This window comes from Longimicrobium sp. (assembly GCA_036377595.1).
Lineage (GTDB): Bacteria > Gemmatimonadota > Gemmatimonadetes > Longimicrobiales > Longimicrobiaceae > Longimicrobium.
Map to the genome: position 1 here is coordinate 25,184 of DASUYB010000158.1, position 16,778 is coordinate 41,961.

The window sequence follows — 16,778 nt, forward strand, 5'->3', positions numbered from 1 at the left end:
GCGATGACGACGCAGGGACACGCGGAGCAGCGCGGGATGGCGCTCTGCGCCGCGCTGTACGGCGCGGGGCTGACGGCGGTCGTGCTCGTCTCCGGCCCGCGCGACGAGCTCGCGGAGATCGTGCTGCAGGTGATCGCGGCCGCGCTCGCCGCGCTGGCCTTCGTGGCCGCCGAGGCGCTGTGGGGGATGCGGCCGTGGGCGTACCCCGCCGCGCGGGCGCTGGCCGTGGGCACCGTCGGCGTCCTGGCCCTTCCCGCCCTCGCCGCGCTGGCGATGGGCAGGGTGGCCGCGGGGCTGGGCGGCCTCCTTCCCGCGCTGTGCGTGGCCTTCGTCGTGTTCCCGATGCTGAAGTATCTCCGCCGCCAGTCGCCGCCGCCGCGGGGGCGGACGCCGGCGCCGTGGCCCCGGCCGTGAGCGGATGATGCGGCGGCGCACCGGCTTCCGGCTGCTGGCGGCATGCGCGGCGGTGATCGGCGCGGCGCTCGCGCACGAGCTGTATCACGGCGAGGAGCTCGTCGCCCGCGTGTTCCTCGCGATCTCCGCGGCGCTGGCGCTGGTGGCGGCGGACGCGCTCTGGCGCGACCGGCCGTGGGCGTACCGCGCCACGGTGGCGCTGGCGTGGACGCTCGCCGGCGTTCCCATCGCCGCGGGAACGCTCGGCTTCTCGCTGGCGGGGATGCGCTCGGTGGGGCTGGTGGCGATCGGCGTGGGGAGCACCTACATCCTGGCGCCGGCGGTGCGCTACGTCCGCCGGCGGACGCTGGTCCGCCACCCCGCGCCGTGAGGAGGAGCCGTGCCGCGGAAGCCCTTCGGCCTGGTGGTGCTCGGCGTCCTCGCCGGCGTGATCGGCGTCTGGATGGCGTCGTTCCTCCTCTGGCTGGAGCCCGGGGGGCTGGACGGGATGGCCGTCCGCGCGGCGGTCACCGTCCTGGCCGCCGCCTTCCTCCTGGCCGCCGAGGCCATGATCCGCATGCGGCCGTGGTTCTACCGCGCCTGCAAGGCGCTGGTGTGGGTCTACTGCGTGATCGTGATGACGGCGATGTTCGCCGAGATGGGGCTTCCCGGCGTGTTCGCGGGCGCGGTGGTGCTGTTCTTCAGCCTGGGCGTGATCCTGCCGTTCCTGGCGTACGTGCGCGGCAAGTGGGTGGCGATGACGGGGCCGGTCCCGCCCGTGCTCCCGGTGCGCGCCGCGCCCGGCCGTCGCCCGTGAGCGCGGAGGCGTGGGAATGAACCGTCCGCAGGGGTTCACCCTCCTGGCCGTGATCCTCGGGTTCATGATCTGGAACCCGGTACGGGCGATCATCTTCCCGCCTGCGCTGGTCGGCGGCGGGGCGATGGTGCGGATGGCGCTGGAGGTGCTGATCGTCGCGCTGATGGCGATCTCGATCGAGGCGCTCTGGCGGGTGCGCCCGTGGGCCGCGCGCGCGGTCGGCACGCTCTGCGCCGCCACGGTGCTGAAGTACCTGGTGGGGATCGACATCCGCCAGTCGCCCGCGATGGTGTCGATGGAGGCCGCGGCGGTCGTCCTGCTGGCCGCGGTCCTGGCGATCCCCGCCACCTACGTGCACGCGCGCACCGGGGCGATCCACGGCCGCCGCTCCCTCCGCCGGCGGCCGGCCGCCGGCCGCGTTCCCTGAGCCCCGCAGCGGACCGATGCACCGTCCGAGAGGGTTCACCTTCCTCGCCGCCGTCCTGGCGATCCTGCTCCCCGCGCAGGTGATCGCGCTGCTGGCGCGGGGCCCGGCCGGCGGCGAATCCGTCGCGGAGCCGGTGCTCGAGCTGCTCCTGGTGGCGCTGACCGCCGTCGCCGCGGAGGCGCTGTGGCGCGTGCGGCCCTGGGCCACCCGCGCCTGCGGCGTGCTGGCGGCGGTGGCCATGCTGCTGCTGGCGCTGCGGTTCGATGGCGCAGGGTCCCCCGTGGCGGTGATGACGCGGCTGGCGAACGTCATGCTCCTGGGCGTGATCCTGGTGTTCGCCGTGGTGTGCGTCCACCACACGCTGGAGCACCTCCTCGGCGGCCCGCGTCCGCGCTACCGGCGGACGGCGCCGCGCATCTCCCGCCCGGTTCCGCCGCGGGGTGTGCGGTGACGGACCCGTCGCCGCCGCTCGGGTTCGGCCTGCTGATCCTGGGCCTCCTCGTCTACGTGCTCATGGGGCTCCTGTTCGTCGGCGTCGCGCCGCCGGGCGTGGCGCTCGGCTGGATCGGGGTGCTGCAGGTCGCGTCCGTCGCGCTCGCCGCCGTCACGATCGAGGCGCTGTGGACGGTGCGTCCGTGGGTCACGCGCGCCTCCGCCGCGCTGGCGATCACGCTGTTCGTCGAGCTGGCCGCGTTCTCGGACGGGTTGAGCCTTCGCGGCAGGGCCGGGCTCCTGCTCTTCGCCGCCGCCCTCCTGCTGGCGATCGTGGGCTACGTGCACGCCCGCGCGGAGAAGCACTTCCGCGCGCGCGTCCCGGCGGCGAGGCGGCCGTGAGCCGGCCGACCGGGTTCACGCTGCTGGCCATCTTCCTGGCGCTGTACGTGATCGACGGCGTGCGCCACATCGTCACCGAGCCGCCGTTCGTGACGACGGGGCCGTGGGTCTTCACGGCGCTCTGGCTGGTGTCGCTGGTGCTCGCCGGGGTGAGCGTCGAGGCGCTGTGGAAGGTGCGGCCGTGGGCCCCGCGCGCGGTGACCGCGCTGGCCGTGGTGGCGTTCGCCGCGCTCGCCATCCCGCTGCTCGCGCGCGGCGCGTTCGTGCCGCGGGCCATGGCGCCGCTGGTGATGGCCGGCGCCGTGATGTGGCTGATCGTGCGCTACGTGGAGTCGGAGGTGCGGCTGCGGCACGGCTGGTCGGCCGCCGTGCGACGGCGCCGGCGCGTGCCCGGGCCGCCCTGATCGTTCGTTGGTGCAGGTTCGGAGGAGGGCGTCGGTCCCTGCTCCCTGAACCGGGAATCCGTTCACCCCGGCCAGGAAAGGTCGCCGTTGCCGCTGCTCTCCATCGCCCCGCCCGCGCTGCCGTTCACCGACCCCGTGCTGGTCGTCGCCACCGCGACGCTCGTCTTCCTCGTCGTCCCCCTCCTCTTCGAGCGCTTCCGCGTCCCCGGCATCATCGGGCTGATCGTGGCCGGCGCGGCCATCGGGCCGCACGGCGCGGGGCTGCTGGCGCGCAGCAACACCATCGTCCTGCTCGGCACGGTCGGGCTCCTCTACCTGATGCTGCTGGTGGGCCTGGAGCTCGATCTCCACCAGTTCGCCCGCCACCGCGCGCGGTCGCTCGGCTTCGGGGCGCTCAGCTTCCTCGTCCCCGGGGCGATCGGGGTGGGGATGGCGACGCTGCTGGGATATTCGCTTCCTTCCGCGCTGCTGATCGGCTCCGTCTTCTCCTCGCACACGCTGCTGGCCTACCCCATCGCCAGCCGGCTGGGGATCGTGCGCAACGGCGCGGTGACCGCCGCGCTCGGGGGGACGATCCTGACCGAGGTGCTGGCGCTCCTCCTGCTGGCCGTCGTGGTGAAGTCGCGCGGCGGGGCGCTGGACGCGGCGTTCTGGCTGGAGCTGGCGATCCCGTTCGCGATCTACGTCTTCGCGGTGATGTGGGGCTTGCCGCGGCTGGGGCGATGGTTCTTCCGCAACGTGAGCACGGACGGGACGACGGAGTTCATCTTCGTCCTGGCGGCGCTCTTCGCCGCCGCCTGGTTCGCGCACTACGGCGGCGTGGAGCCCATCATCGGCGCGCTGCTGGCGGGGCTGGCGCTCAACCGGCTGATCCCCGCGCAGGGGGCGCTGATGAGCCGCATCCACTTCGCCGGCAACGCCATCTTCATCCCCTTCTTCCTGCTGTCGGTGGGGATGCTGGTGGACGTGCGGGTGCTGCGGGGGCGCGCGCTGGCGATCGCCGCCGCGCTGGCCGCGGCCGTGGTCGCGGGGAAGTGGCTGGCGTCGTTCGCGGCCGAGAAGGTGTTCGGATGGACGGCGGACGAGGGATGGACCGTCTTCGGCCTGACCGTGCCCCACGCGGCGGGGACGCTGGCGATCGTCCTCGTCGGCTTCGAGGCGGGGATGCTGGACCAGACCGAGGTCAACGGCGTGGTGCTGGTGATCCTGGTCACCTGCCTGGCGGGACCCTGGGCCGTCGCCCGCTGGGGACGAAAGGTCGCGCTGGGCGAGGAGGAGCGGCCGTACGATCCGCGCGCGGCGCCGCGCCGCATCGTCGTGGCCCTGTCGAAGCCGGAGACGGCGGACATGCTGATGGAGCTGGCCTTCATCCTCCGCGGCAAGGGGACGGACGAGCCGGTGCACCCGCTGATGGTGGTGCGCGGCGAGGGCGACGACGCGGAGGCCGAGGTGGCCGAGGCGGAGAAGGTGCTCGCCCACGCCGTCGTGCACGCCGCCGCCGCGGAGGTGCCCGTGGTGCCGCTGACGCGGGTCGATCCCAACGTGGCGGAGGGGATCGCGCGCGGGGTGGCGGAGACGCGCGGGAGCCTGGTGGTGACCGGGTGGAGCGCGCGCCGCGGCCCGGGGCAGGCGATGTTCGGCTCGGTGCTCGACCAGCTTCTCCAGCGCACCCGCCAGGCCGCCGTCGCCGCGCGCATCACCCAGCCGGTGAACACCACGCGCCGCGTCGTCCTGGTCCTTCCCCCCGCCATCGAGCGCCACCCCGGCTTCGGCGAGGCGCTGCGCACGGTGAACCTGCTGGCCTCGGGCGCCGGCGCGGGATCGATCGCCGCGGTGACGGTGGGCGGCCTTCCCGAGCGGCTGAAGGCGCTGCACGCGCGGGTGAAGCCCGCCGTCCCCGCGGCGTGGGAGCGGGTGGAGACGTGGGGCGAGCTGCTGGAGCGGCTGGGCGGGATGCTGCGCCCGCACGACCTGGTGGCCGTCGCGTCGGCGCGGCGGGGGACGCTGGGGTGGCACCCGCGGCTGGCGCGGCTCCCCGAGCGCATCGCGGCGACGTACGACGGGTCGATGGTGCTGGTCTTTCCCGCGGAGCCCGACCTGGCGGCGATGGACGGCGCGGCGCGGATCTCCGACGCGCTGGCGCCGGAGCGCGTGGTGCGGCTGGGGCCGATCTCCTTCGTGGCGGCGATCGGACGGCTGGTGGAGGACGTGTTCGACGAGGACGCGGCGCGCGAGGTGGCCAACGTGGTCGTCCGCAACGAGCAGCAGTTCTCGTCGGAGCTCGTCCCCGGCGTCGTGCTCCCCCACGTGCGGCTGCGGGGGCTGCCGCGGCCGGTGCTGCTGCTGGGCGTCAGCCGCGAGGGCGTCGAGTTCCCTCGCGCGCGGCACCCCGCCCGCCTCATCTTTCTCCTCGTGAGCCCCGCCGAGCGCGCCGAGGAGCACCTGCGCGCGCTGGCCGAGATCGCCCGCCTGCTCAGCGCGCCCGAGCGCGTGCGCGAGCTGGTCGACCGATTCGCCCCCGGAACGGAGCTGGACTGGCTGCATGTCGACGACTGAGACCGAGACCGTCACCCTCCCCACCGCCGCCGACGTGCGCGCGGCCGCCGAGCGCCTGCGCGGCCACGCCAACCCTACGCCGGTGATGACCAGCCGCACGCTGGACGAGATGACGGGCGCCACCGTTTTCCTCAAGTGCGAGAGCTTCCAGCGCGGCGGCGCGTTCAAGTTCCGCGGCGCGTTCAACGCCGTGTCGAAGCTGTCGGACGAGGAGCGCGCCCGCGGCGTGCTGACCTACTCGTCCGGCAACCACGCGCAGGCCGTGGCGCTCACCGGCCGGTTGCTCGGCGTGAAGACGGTGGTGGTGATGCCGGAGGACGCGCCGCCGCCCAAGATCGCGGGGACGCGCGGCTACGGCGCCGAGGTCGTGCTCTACGACCGCGCGGGACGGACGAGGGAGGAGATCGCCGCGGAGCTGCAGCAGGAGCGGGGGATGACGCTCATCCCCCCGTACGACCACCCGGACGTGATCGCCGGGCAGGGGACCGCCGCGCTGGAGCTGATCGCGCAGACGGGGCCGCTCGACGTGGTGATGACGCCCTGCGGCGGCGGCGGCCTGCTCAGCGGCACCGCGCTCGCGGCGAAGTCGGCCTCGCCCGGGTGCCGGGTGATCGGCGTGGAGCCCGAGCTGGCGGACGACGCCACGCGCTCCTTCCGCACCGGCACGCTGCAGACGACGCACAACCCGCCGACGATCGCGGACGGGCTGCGCACGCCGTCGCTGGGCCGCTACACCTTCCCGCTGGTCACGCGGAACGTCGACGAGATGCGCACGGTGAGCGAGGCGCAGATCGTGGAGGCGATGCGCTTCCTGTGGACGCGGATGAAGCTGGTGATCGAGCCCTCCGGCGCCGTTCCCGTGGCCGCGCTCCTGGCCGACCCCGCCGCGTTCGCCGGCCGGCGCGTGGGGATCGTGATCAGCGGCGGCAACGTCGACCTGGCCAGCGCCTGCGACCTCTTCGCGCGGGAGGGATGATCGAGGAGATCCTCACCGGATCCCCGAAAATCGTTCGAGGATGGAATCCCCTGATTTCACACGGAGGAAACGGAGGGAACGGAGGACCGATCTGAGTCCTCCGTTCCCTCCGTTCCCTCCGTGTGATTCAATGCTGTTTAGATACCTTGGGATTCTTGGATCGCTCACGGCGCGCAGCCGTTGCTGATCTCGTTCTGGTACGGCTGGAACATCCCGGTCCGGCCGACGGGCACGTAGAGGACTTCGGGGCGGCCGCGGGTCCGCGGCTCCACGTACAGCGCGACGTCCTGGTAGCTTCCCTCGCGCACCAGGTCACCGTCCTTCAGCTGCCGCGGAAGACCGTACCGGATCAGCAGCCGGCCGTGGAGGATGATGTTCGGATGCGCCTGCAGCCAGTCGCCGCCGGACGCGACCGGCACGTCGTCGGGGATCGGCAGCCGCAGCCGTGGCGCATGGGCGCGCGCCACGTCGGCAGCATCGCGCCCCGCCACCCCGCGGACGTACCATCCGGGCTCGCCGAACGCGGAGATCACCCAGCGGCCGTCCTCGCGCCGCCACTCCACCCAGTACGGCGAGCCCGCCGGCTGGCCCGGCGGCACGAAGCGCGTCTCGCCCACGCGGCGCCATGGGCTCTGCTGCGACTCGTACGCGATCGAGACGATCGTTTCTATGGCGACCGCGTCGCCGGAACTGAACGAGTTGCAGACGGGGCCGTTCCACCCCAGCGCCGAGTCCGTCTGCGCGGCGGGAAAGCGCCAGACGTTCGCGTGGCGGCGCCCGTCGGGGTAGCGCTTGGTGACCACCCACGCCCACTCGCCGCGCGAGGGGAAGTAGCCCGGCGCGGAGCCGCCGAGCGTGTTCACGAACTCGCGCATGGTCCGCTCCAGGCTCCACCCCGGCCGCGACGCCCACGACGTCGTGTCCTGCGCCGCCCCGGCGGGCGGACGCGCCAGCGCGAGGATCGCCGTCGCGAGCAGGGGGATCGCCGTGGTGCGCATCGGTTCAACTGGTTTGATGATTCCCGGAATCGAACGACTCGCTTTTCCAGGCGCACGGATCGGGGGGTGCAGCAGATCGGGAATGCCCCGGCTCTACGTAGGCTTCACGGATCCCGCGGCGTCCAGCAGTGGCCGACCGGACCGGGCTGGTACGGCTGGAAGAGCCCGTCGGGCGCGACCGCGACATACACGACCTCGGGCATCCGCTGGGTCGCAGGCTCCACGAAGACGGGCACGCCCTGGACCGAGCCGAAGCGCACCACGTCTCCGTCGGACAGCTGGCGCGGGAGGCCGTATGCGAGGTATCTCAGGCCGTCCAGCGTCAGGATCTCGTGCTGCTCGAACCAGCGCCGGCCGCCCGCATAGATCCCGTTCGCGGGGAGCGGAAAGCGCAGCGGCTCGCCGCCGGCGGAATCGCGCGCGATCCTCAGCCGGTCGTAGCCGAGCACCCGCGGCGGCGGCTCGTCGGCTTCCTCGCCGAACGCCGACACGACCCAGCGCCCGTCCTCGATCTTCCACTCCACGAACACCGGCGATCCCGCGCCGCGCAGCGGTGGCACGAAGCGGGTGGCGCGCACGCGGCGCCACGGCCGGCGCGGGTCGAACCAGTCGGCGGGGATTTCGTCCATCACCCGCCCCACCTCGCCGCCGCCGGGGTCGAACGACCAGCAGAGCGGGCCGCCCGGCTTCGTCGCGGACGGCAGCTCGGCCGTGCGGTAGCGATGGATCGCCACGGAGTCTCCGCCGCGCCGGAGGTGCGTCGTCACCACCTGGGCGAACTCGCCCTGGCGCGGAAAGAACGGGACGAACTCATCGACCTCGCCGTCGAAGTCCGGATCGTCGAGCGTCGCCAGGAGCTCCTGCATGCGCGCGTCCAGCGCCCGCAGGCTGGCGGCCGAGTGCGCCTCCTGCGCCGCGGCGGGCGTCGTCGCGATGATCAGCGCCAGGCAGACGGCCGGAGGGATCGCTCGTCGCATCAACAGGGCGTGATTCGTAGAGACGGGCGCGCCGGAACGGATAGGGAGAAGTAGATGCCGTCCCGCTCGACGCGCAAGCGCCTGTTGCCCCGCATCGGTGCCGCGGGTAACATCCGGGCGACAACCCATCGAACCCGAGGGAGACCCGTGCGCGCATCCATCTCCATCCTCCGCCGCATCCTGCCGCTGGCCGTGGTCGTGGCCGCCGCGCCCGCCGCGGCCCAGGCGCAGCCGCGCATCCTCAGCCCGCGCGACACCGTGCGCTTCGAGGTGGCGCCGGGGCAGCGCATCTACGTGGACTACGGGCGCCCGTCCATGCGCGGCCGCAGGATCATGGGCGGGCTGGTGCCGTATGGCCGTGTCTGGCGCACCGGCGCCAACGCCGCGACCACGCTGATTACCGACGTGGACCTGCGCATCGGCACCGCCAGCGTCCCCAAGGGGACGTACACGCTGTACACCCTCCCCACGTCCACCGGGTGGACGCTGATCGTCAACCGCCAGACGGGACAGTGGGGCACGCAGTACGAGCCTGGGCGCGACCTGGTGCGCATCCCCATGCAGGTGAGCACCCTGGGCGAGCCGGTGGAGCAGTTCACCATCAGGCTCGAGCGCGGCCGCGGCAGCGCAGCCAGCACGATTGCGATGGAGTGGGAGAACACGCGCGCCACCGTTCCCTTCCGGGTGGTGGCGCCGGCCGCGCGCCGCACCGGCACCGGGACGCGGCCGTGAGGGAGACGGGGGTGACGACGGCGGAGTTCGGCGAGCCGTTCCGCCGCTTCGGCGAGCTGTTCGCCCGCGCGCGGCAGACGGACATGCACGAGCCCACCGCGATGGCGCTGGCCACGGCCACCGCCGGCGGGCGGCCGAGCGCGCGGATGGTGCTGCTGAAGGAGTTCGACGAGCGCGGCTTCGTCTTCTACACCAACCTGGGCAGCCGCAAGGCGGGCGAGCTCGAGGCCAATCCGTACGCCGCGCTTTGCTTCCACTGGCAGCCGATGGAGGTGCAGGTCCGCATCGAAGGCCGTGTCGAGCCGGTGGGCTCGGAAGAGGCGGACGCGTACTTCGCCAGCCGTCCGCGTGGCTCGCGCATCGGCGCGTTGGCGTCGAAGCAGAGCACGCGCCTCGACGCGTACGACGTACTGGTGGAGCGGGTGAAGGAGATCGAGGCGAAGTACGAGGGCCGGGAGATCCCCCGTCCGCCGTTCTGGTCCGGCTACCGGGTGATCCCGGATCGCATCGAGTTCTGGTTCGGCCGCCCCAGCCGCCTCCACGAGCGCGAGCAATACACCCTCAAGGGTGGTGATCCGCCGGAGTGGACGAAGGAGCTGCTGTACCCGTGAGGTGATCCAAGGCCGAAAACGCAGACTCCCGGCCCACTGAAAAGCGGTACCGGGAGTCTGTCACCTCGGGGTCGTGCCTCAGCGTAAGCTGCGGTATAGGACGGCCCGAGGAATTATGGTACAAGCATAACCGCTTGCGTCCCACCGCGCAAGCTGTTCCCACACATCGAAATACAGATTATGACTGCCGTTGCGACCGTTACGTACGCAGCGCTCTGCAGGTGCCTTTCAAAAGAAAGGCTTGCCGGCTACAGCCTTTCCTCCGACTTCGATTCGGTGGATGCGGGCGCCCGCTACATGTGGAACATGGCCCTGTGCTCTGCGCTCACACCTGTATTGCACCTTGCCGAGGTTGCCTTCAGAAACGCTATCTACTCGGCCGGTGTCGAAGCTACCGCTAAACGGCGGCTTCGCACGGGAGTGGTGCCGTGTTGGCTCGACACGGTTCCGAGCCTGCTGCAGCGCGCAGAAGAGCGGGATGTTGCCGATGCAATCCTCCGCTTGGGATCGAAGCGGCGCCACACTCCCGGTCACTTGGTGGGCCAGCTCGGGCTCGGATTCTGGGTTCGCCTCTGTCAGCGGCCGTATGAACAAGGAAATCCAAACGGACCACAACTGTGGCCGCTGGCGCTCAAGCGGTTTCCGGGAATTCCGCGTGCATCCCGAACAAGGACGGACGTTTGGAAAGCTGCTTCGGAAATCCGTGACTTTCGGAATCTCGTCGCGCATCATCAGCCCGTCTGGGATCGCCAGCCACTGGCGGCACACCGGCGTGCGCTTGAGTTTCTCAGCTGGCTGAATCCGACGCTCGCTGCTGTTGCAGAGCAGGCATCGTTTGCAGTGCAAGTGTATAACTCGGGCTCGAACGCGTACCGCCCGTTCGCAGCCAGCGTACTCACTCTCTAGCGGCTGTGTCCCCGCCGTATCGTGGGCTGTGGGAGCTTGCCCCACGCGCGTCCACCTCTCCCCGACGGCCGGACTGATCCGTGACCGCGATTCTGCCGGGATCTGGCTTGGACGCCCAATACAGCGTCCACGCTGAGTAGCCGCGCGAAGCGCCCAGGTCCCTCCCCCAGTCGGTTTTGGGGGAGGGACAGGCTGTCCGGACGCGACGGGAGTCGCGCCGGTCAGCCAGGGAGAGGGCCCACCGGGGCAGCCACCCGCATCGCAACCCATCTACACGACCGATGACCATCTCCCGATATCTCCCGCATCTCCCCCGTCTTCTCCCGCTCGCCGCCCCGCTCCTGATCGCCGCCTGCGCGCAATCGCCGGGGCCCGCGCGGCCGGTGCCGGCGTCGGCCGCGGAGCCGCACCTGCGCAACCTGCGGCAGCTCACCTTCGGCGGCGAGAACGCGGAGGCGTACTTCTCGGCCGACGGGCGGCGGCTGATCTTCCAGTCCACCCGCCCCGGCTTCCGCCCCTGCGACGAGATCTTCACCATGGACACGCGCGGCGGAAACCTGCGCCGCGTCTCCACCGGCAAGGGGCGCACGACCTGCGGCTACTTCTACCCCGGCCGCGACCGCCTCCTCTACGCCAGCACCCACGCCGCCGACAGCACCTGCCCGCCGCGCCCCGACTTCAGCCAGGGCTACGTCTGGGCGCTGTACGACTACGACATCTGGTCTTCCGATCTCGATGGCGGCGACCTGCGACGGCTCACCGACACGCCGGGGTACGACGCCGAGGCCACCATCTCCCCCGACGGCCGCACCATCGTCTTCACCTCGACGCGCGATGGCGACCTGGAGCTGTACGCGATGGACGCCGACGGCGGCAACGTGCGGCGGCTGACGCACGAGCTGGGGTACGACGGCGGCGCCTTCTTCTCCCCCGACGGACGGCGCATCGTCTATCGCGCGCAGCATCCGTCCACGCCGCGCGAGGAGGCGGACTACCGCAATCTCCTGCGCCAGAACCTGGTGCGGCCCACCACGCTGGAGATCTGGGTGATGGACGCGGACGGCGGCAACAAGCGGCAGGTGACGCGGCTGAACGCGGCCAGCTTCGCGCCGTTCTTCCACCCCGACGGCCGGCGGATCATCTTCAGCAGCAACCACGGCGACCCGCGCGGCCGCGAGTTCGACCTGTACATGGTGCGCGACGACGGCACCGGGCTCGAGCGCATCACCGCCACCCCCGAGTTCGACGGCTTCCCCATGTTCAGCCCCGACGGACGCCACCTCGTGTTCGCCAGCAACCGCAACGCGGCCCAGCGCGGCGACACCAACATCTTCATCGCCGACTGGGTGGAGACGCCCGCCGCGGTGGCATCGACGGGAGGCGGGCGATGAACCGCCGTTCGCTCCCCCTCGCGATCGCCGCGATCGCGATCGCCGCGCCGCGGCTCGCCGCGCAGGCGTGCCCGGATGCGGCGGCGATCACCCGCGGCGTGCAGGCGCCGCTCGCTCATGTGAGATATCTCGCGGACGACGCGCTCGGGGGCCGTCTCTCGGGCACGCCGGCCGAGCGGTGCGCGGGGGATTACATCGCGGCGCAGTTCCGGCGGCTGCGGCTGGAGCCCGCGGGCGATTCGGGGACGTACTTCCAGTCGCTTCCGCTCGTCTCGGCCATCAACCCGCACGCGCCCGGCGGCACCGGCCGCAACGTCGTGGCCATTCTCCGCGGCGGCGACCCCGCGCTGGCGGGCGAGGCGGTGGTGATCGGCGCGCACTACGACCACCTGGGGCACGGCGGCCAGTTCTCCATGGCGCCTGGCGACTCGTCGATCCACAACGGCGCGGACGACAATGCGTCGGGCGTCGCGGCTCTCCTCGACATCGCTCGCCGCCTCGCGAGCGGGCCGCGGCCGGCGCGCACCGTCGTGTTCGTGGCGTTCACGGGAGAAGAAGAGGGGCTGCTCGGCTCGTCGTTCTACACCTCGCACCCGGCGGTTCCGCTGGAGCGCACGCGGGCGATGCTGAACCTGGACATGGTCGGCCGACTGGCGACGGGGCCGCTGATCGTGTACGGGGTGGAGACGGCGGACGAGTGGCGGGCGCTGGTCGACAGCGCGGCGGCGGCCGAGGGGGTGCAGGTGCGTGGTGGCGGCGACGGGTTCGGCGCCAGCGACCAGACCTCGTTCTACGCGAAGGGGCTGCCGGTGCTGCACTTCTTCACCAACGTGCACGCCGACTACCACCGCCCGTCGGACGACTGGGACAAGATCGACCCGCGCGGGCTGGCGACCGTGGCCGGCGTGGTGACGCGGATCGCGCGCGGCGTGGCGGGGCGGCCGGCGGCGCTCACCTTCCGGCGCGCGGCGCCGCCGCGGCAGGCGGGGAACGTGGCCACGCCGGGCTACGGTGCGTACCTGGGCTCCATCCCCGACTTCACCCCCGTGCCCGACGGGGTGAAGCTGAGCGGCGTGCGCGCCGAGTCGCCCGCCGAGAAGGCCGGCATCCGCGCCGGCGACGTGATCGTACGGCTGGGGGAGATGGATGTGCACGACCTGCAGGGCCTGACCGACGCACTCCGCGCGCACAAGCCCGGCGACACGGTGCGCATCGACGTCCTCCGCGACGGCCGGCGCATCACCGTGACGGCGACGCTCGGCACGCGCGGCGGGGGGTGAAAGCACCTCGTCCCCGGATCGCCAACGCTTCACCCCTCGCTCTGGAGCCCGTGGATGTCCACACGAAGGCAAAGAGTCATCGCCAACCTCAAGAGCACAGGCCGCTTCCGCCGCGTTCGCTCCGGACGGGACGACTACAAGATGATCTTGAAGAATCCCGAGCTGCACCGCATGCTGCTCCGAGCAGACCGTGACATGCGGGAAGGCAAAGGTGTTCACATGACGGTCGAGGAACTGCGACAGCGGTTCGGAATCGAGCCGTGAAGGAGGCTGCCTCGGTCCGCAAGTAACCGCGGCGAACGACGAGAAAGCCCGGCTGCCTCACGTTGAAGGCGGCCGGGCTTGTTTTCTGCTCGAATTGGACGACACGCCTCAGTCGTTCGATTCGGTCATGAAGGTGATGGCCGACCTGATGTTGCGCGTGAGCGCGTTCCACAGCTGCGGGCGCTGCTGCGCGGTGGCGTTCAGCATCTGCTCCACGTGCGCGAAGCCGGTCTGCTCCGCCGCCCAGCGCACGTGGTCGGGGAGATGGTAGGTGACGCTGGTGAAGATCTTCAGCGTCTTCTTCTCCTCCGCGTGCAGCACGCCGCGCCCGGCCAGCCCCGCCTTCACCCGTGCGCAGAGCGACTGTGCCGGGCTCTGGCTGCGCTGCCCGAGGATGCCGGAGACGAGGTCGTCCACCTTCGGGTGCTGGTGCACGGAGGTGACGATCACGCGCTCGAGCGATCCCTCGGGCCACCCCACCTGCCGCGCACCGGGAACGGCGTGCAGGTGCTCGGTCTTCATCAGCCCGAACATCGCCTTCCCCTGGCGCAGCTCCAGGCCGATGGCGCCCGCCTGCTCGTTGGCCAGGAACGCCGCGGCCAGGATGCTGTTCGCCAGCCGGTCGGCGTCGATCTTGGAGCCGGTGGAGAGCACCACCTCGCTGTAGCCGAGCATCCCCGCGGGCGTGCTGAAGCGGTCGCCGAAGAGAAGGACGCGCTCGCTCGGGGTGAGGACGAGCGGCGCGGCAGCGGGCTGTGGATCGGTCATCGTCTCGAAATCCTGTCGATCGTTAGGGCGAAGAACGGCGGGATGATAATTCACTTGTTTACATCCATCTGCAACCCCATAAAGGCGATGGGCTCACGCAGAGGCCGCAGAGGTCGCAGAGGAACTGATCACTCCTCTGCGACCTCTGCGGCATCTGCGTGAGACTTTCTCTTTTCCTCAGTTTTGCAGTTCGCGCGGCGTTGCGTCCACGAGCCGGCCTTCGACGCGCGGGGTGATGGGCTGCCCGCGCGCGAAGGCGGCGGTCAGCGCATCGAAGGCGGCCAGCTTCAGGTCCGGCCCCGGCGGCACCTTGCTGATCGCGCGCTGGTTGAAGGTGTAGCCGTCGCCGCCGCTGTACAGGTAATCGGGGACGGCGACCACGTACACGCTGTCGTCCGCCAGCGGCGCCCACGCGCCGCCGCGCTGCACCTGCACGTCCAGGATGCGCTGCCCCTCGGGCCGGCTGCGGTCGAAGCGCACCTTCAGCCCGCTCACCTGCAGGAAGCGACCCTCGCCGCGCCCGCCGGAGACGGAGCGCTCCAGCACCGTCTCGCGCAGGTCGCGCCCGCGCAGCGACACCAGCCCCACGCGCGTGGGGAAGCCGAAGGTGCGCGCCAGGTGCTCCCAACGGATCGTGCCGCCGAACACGTCGTCGATGCGCAGCGCGCCGCCGTTCAGCACCGCCACGTCCGCCGGCGCGGTGGGGAAGGCGGTGCGCATCTGATCCGCCAGCCAGTTCCCCCACGCGCTCTCGGCGTTGCGCACCGTCTCCTCCGAGGCGTCCATCAGCGAGTCGCTGCGGCCGATCACCGCGTCCATGAACGGCACCTTCTCGCGCAGCTGGGCCGCCCACTTCTCCGTCACCTGCCGCTGGTAGCCGGGGTCGATGGCGATGGTCGAATCGACCTCCACCGCCTCCGCGCGCGCCGTGGCCCGCCGCCCGCTCCGCGACAGCGTCACCCGCCAGATCCCGCGCGCGTTCGACTCGCCCTTGGTGATCAGCGCCGTGTTGTCCGTGCCGGGATCGACGATGCGGAAGTGCTCGTGCCCGCCGCAGATCCACGCGAAGCGCGGGTGCGTGCGGCGCAGCCGGCTGATCTGGCGATCCGTCTCGTGCGCCAGGTGCGTGAGCCCGACGATCACGTCCGCGCCGCGCGACTCGAGGGAGCGGATCATCCGCTCCGCGTCCTGCACGAACGCCGAGTCCGGCCGCGCGTAGTCGCGCGGCGAATCGAGGAAGGTGAGGGTGAAGATCCCCAGCCGGAGCCCGCTGGCGGTGGTGATCACGGTGTCGCGCCCCACGCGCCGGTCCGCCGCCGAATCCCCCGTCGCGAGGACGACGTTGCCGGCGAGCCACGGGAAGCGCGACGCCTTGATCGCGTCCGCCACCATCCCGGGCCGGCGCTCGTCGAACTCGTGGTTGCCGGGGACGAAGACGATCGGCGCCACGCCGGCCAGGTAGTTCAGCGCGTCGATCATCTGCTGGCCGGCGAAGTAGCGGCTCTCCAGCGACGGCGCGATGGCGTCGCCCGCGTGCAGCACCAGCACGTCCGCGCCGCCCGCCTTCGCCTGCTGCGCCAGGGTCACGACGCGGCCGATGCCGCCCGCGCGCCCGTTCTCCACCGCGTCCACGCGGTACACGTCGTTCAGCTGCAGCACGGTCACCGCCGGCGCGGCGCGCTGCGCGGCCGCAGCCGCGGGGATCGCCAGCAGGGCGGCCAGCGCGCCGGCGCGTAGGGTCGATCGAGGGAAAGGCATCTTCACGGATCGGAGCCGGGGGATGAACGACGGAGCGCGGGACGATACGCCGCCGCATCGCCCGGACACAAGGCGCGCGGCGGCGATGCGATCTCCCGCGCATCCCGCATCGTTTCCGTTGTTCCGGTCGATGGGGACGATTAGTGTTTGTCCAATCGCCCGCCACCCCCCATTCCGCAGGAGGACGAGATGTTCCACGAGTTCCGGAAGTTCATCGCCCGCGGCAACGTGATGGACCTGGCGGTCGGCATCGTGATCGGCGCGGCGTTCACGGCGGTGGTCAAGAGCTTCGTGGACGACATCCTGATGCCGCCCATCGGCCGCATGACCGGCGGCGTGGACTTCAAGAACCTGTTCGTCGCCCTCGACGGCCAATCGTATCCCTCGCTCGATGCAGCCAAGGCGGCGGGCGCGGCCACGGTCAACTACGGCGCGTTCATCAACAACGTGATCGCGTTCGTGATCGTGGCCTGGGCGGTGTTCATCATGGTGCAGGCGTACGACCGCATGCGCCGCAAGGAGGCCGCCGCGCCCGAGCCGGACCGCCGCGACTGCCCCTTCTGCCGCGAGAGCGTGGCGCTGGCCGCCAGCCGCTGCCCGCACTGCACCGCCGAGCTGACGCCTGCGGGGGTGACGGCCTCGTAGCAGCGCCTGGCATCGCAAGAGAGTTCTCACGCGGAGACGCG

General features: G+C 71.7%; 20 protein-coding genes. 16 read left to right on the forward strand and 4 right to left on the reverse strand.

The window, feature by feature from the left end:
* Nucleotides 1-3 precede the first annotated feature (3 nt).
* The 9 genes from VF092_27040 to VF092_27080 all read left to right on the forward strand — a co-directional run bounded on the left by VF092_27040 (nucleotide 4) and on the right by VF092_27080 (nucleotide 6,407).
* Nucleotides 4-414, forward strand: a complete 411-nt coding sequence (locus tag VF092_27040; GenBank protein HEX6750974.1) for a hypothetical protein — start codon at nucleotides 4-6, stop codon at nucleotides 412-414.
* Nucleotides 415-421: 7 nt separating this feature from the next.
* The gene (locus VF092_27045) at nucleotides 422-784 is read left to right on the forward strand and encodes a hypothetical protein (GenBank protein ID HEX6750975.1); all 363 of its coding nucleotides are present in this window, start codon (nucleotides 422-424) and stop codon (nucleotides 782-784) included.
* A gap of 9 nt (nucleotides 785-793) precedes the next feature.
* Nucleotides 794-1,210 carry a hypothetical protein gene (locus tag VF092_27050; GenBank protein HEX6750976.1) on the forward strand — a complete coding sequence of 139 codons (417 nt, stop codon included), beginning with the start codon at nucleotides 794-796 and terminating at the stop codon, nucleotides 1,208-1,210.
* A gap of 16 nt (nucleotides 1,211-1,226) precedes the next feature.
* Complete coding sequence (locus VF092_27055; GenBank protein HEX6750977.1) at nucleotides 1,227-1,637, forward strand: hypothetical protein; 411 nt, start codon at nucleotides 1,227-1,229, stop codon at nucleotides 1,635-1,637.
* Between the two features lie 16 nt (nucleotides 1,638-1,653).
* Nucleotides 1,654-2,088 (forward strand): hypothetical protein, encoded by a 435-nt coding sequence (locus VF092_27060; protein HEX6750978.1) that lies wholly within the window; start codon nucleotides 1,654-1,656, stop codon nucleotides 2,086-2,088.
* Nucleotides 2,085-2,471, forward strand: a complete 387-nt coding sequence (locus VF092_27065) for a hypothetical protein (protein HEX6750979.1) — start codon at nucleotides 2,085-2,087, stop codon at nucleotides 2,469-2,471. Before VF092_27060 ends, VF092_27065 begins: the two co-directional genes overlap by 4 nt.
* On the forward strand, nucleotides 2,468-2,875 hold the full coding sequence (locus VF092_27070) for a hypothetical protein (GenBank protein HEX6750980.1): 408 nt from the start codon (nucleotides 2,468-2,470) through the stop codon (nucleotides 2,873-2,875). Before VF092_27065 ends, VF092_27070 begins: the two co-directional genes overlap by 4 nt.
* An 87-nt stretch (nucleotides 2,876-2,962) precedes the next feature.
* Nucleotides 2,963-5,431 carry a cation:proton antiporter gene (locus VF092_27075; protein ID HEX6750981.1) on the forward strand — a complete coding sequence of 823 codons (2,469 nt, stop codon included), beginning with the start codon at nucleotides 2,963-2,965 and terminating at the stop codon, nucleotides 5,429-5,431.
* A complete protein-coding gene (locus VF092_27080) occupies nucleotides 5,418-6,407 on the forward strand; it encodes a threo-3-hydroxy-L-aspartate ammonia-lyase (GenBank protein ID HEX6750982.1) in 990 nt (329 codons plus the stop codon). The genes VF092_27075 and VF092_27080 overlap by 14 nt, the downstream gene beginning before the upstream one ends.
* Before the next feature lie 164 nt (nucleotides 6,408-6,571).
* Here the strand turns inward: VF092_27080 and VF092_27085 are convergent, their stop codons facing one another.
* Together VF092_27085 and VF092_27090 are read right to left on the reverse strand one after the other, a co-directional pair.
* Entirely contained in the window at nucleotides 6,572-7,405 is an 834-nt protein-coding gene (locus VF092_27085; GenBank protein ID HEX6750983.1) for a hypothetical protein, read from the reverse strand.
* Nucleotides 7,406-7,509: 104 nt separating this feature from the next.
* Nucleotides 7,510-8,382 carry a hypothetical protein gene (locus VF092_27090; GenBank protein ID HEX6750984.1) on the reverse strand — a complete coding sequence of 291 codons (873 nt, stop codon included), beginning with the start codon at nucleotides 8,380-8,382 and terminating at the stop codon, nucleotides 7,510-7,512.
* Between the two features lie 147 nt (nucleotides 8,383-8,529).
* Here VF092_27090 and VF092_27095 point away from each other — a divergent pair, with 147 nt between their 5' ends.
* The 6 genes from VF092_27095 to VF092_27120 all read left to right on the forward strand — a co-directional run bounded on the left by VF092_27095 (nucleotide 8,530) and on the right by VF092_27120 (nucleotide 13,566).
* On the forward strand, nucleotides 8,530-9,114 hold the full coding sequence (locus tag VF092_27095; GenBank protein HEX6750985.1) for a DUF2911 domain-containing protein: 585 nt from the start codon (nucleotides 8,530-8,532) through the stop codon (nucleotides 9,112-9,114).
* Entirely contained in the window at nucleotides 9,111-9,725 is a 615-nt protein-coding gene (gene pdxH / locus VF092_27100; protein ID HEX6750986.1) for a pyridoxamine 5'-phosphate oxidase, read from the forward strand. Before VF092_27095 ends, pdxH begins: the two co-directional genes overlap by 4 nt.
* A 180-nt stretch (nucleotides 9,726-9,905) precedes the next feature.
* The gene (locus tag VF092_27105; GenBank protein HEX6750987.1) at nucleotides 9,906-10,631 is read left to right on the forward strand and encodes a hypothetical protein; all 726 of its coding nucleotides are present in this window, start codon (nucleotides 9,906-9,908) and stop codon (nucleotides 10,629-10,631) included.
* A 281-nt stretch (nucleotides 10,632-10,912) separates the two neighbouring features.
* Nucleotides 10,913-12,022 (forward strand): hypothetical protein, encoded by a 1,110-nt coding sequence (locus tag VF092_27110; protein ID HEX6750988.1) that lies wholly within the window; start codon nucleotides 10,913-10,915, stop codon nucleotides 12,020-12,022.
* Complete coding sequence (locus tag VF092_27115; GenBank protein ID HEX6750989.1) at nucleotides 12,019-13,302, forward strand: M28 family peptidase; 1,284 nt, start codon at nucleotides 12,019-12,021, stop codon at nucleotides 13,300-13,302. The genes VF092_27110 and VF092_27115 overlap by 4 nt, the downstream gene beginning before the upstream one ends.
* Nucleotides 13,303-13,356: 54 nt before the next feature.
* Nucleotides 13,357-13,566, forward strand: a complete 210-nt coding sequence (locus VF092_27120; GenBank protein ID HEX6750990.1) for a hypothetical protein — start codon at nucleotides 13,357-13,359, stop codon at nucleotides 13,564-13,566.
* 108 nt (nucleotides 13,567-13,674) lie between these two features.
* On the opposite strand, the gene VF092_27125 is transcribed toward VF092_27120, so the two are convergent.
* Nucleotides 13,675-14,334, reverse strand: coding sequence for a hypothetical protein (locus tag VF092_27125; protein HEX6750991.1), 660 nt, complete (start codon nucleotides 14,332-14,334; stop codon nucleotides 13,675-13,677).
* Nucleotides 14,335-14,511: 177 nt separating this feature from the next.
* The gene (locus VF092_27130) at nucleotides 14,512-16,092 is read right to left on the reverse strand and encodes a 5'-nucleotidase C-terminal domain-containing protein (GenBank protein ID HEX6750992.1); all 1,581 of its coding nucleotides are present in this window, start codon (nucleotides 16,090-16,092) and stop codon (nucleotides 14,512-14,514) included.
* A 189-nt stretch (nucleotides 16,093-16,281) separates the two neighbouring features.
* Here VF092_27130 and mscL point away from each other — a divergent pair, with 189 nt between their 5' ends.
* Nucleotides 16,282-16,737 (forward strand): large conductance mechanosensitive channel protein MscL, encoded by a 456-nt coding sequence (gene mscL, locus VF092_27135; protein HEX6750993.1) that lies wholly within the window; start codon nucleotides 16,282-16,284, stop codon nucleotides 16,735-16,737.
* The last annotated feature ends 41 nt before the right edge of the window (nucleotides 16,738-16,778 follow it).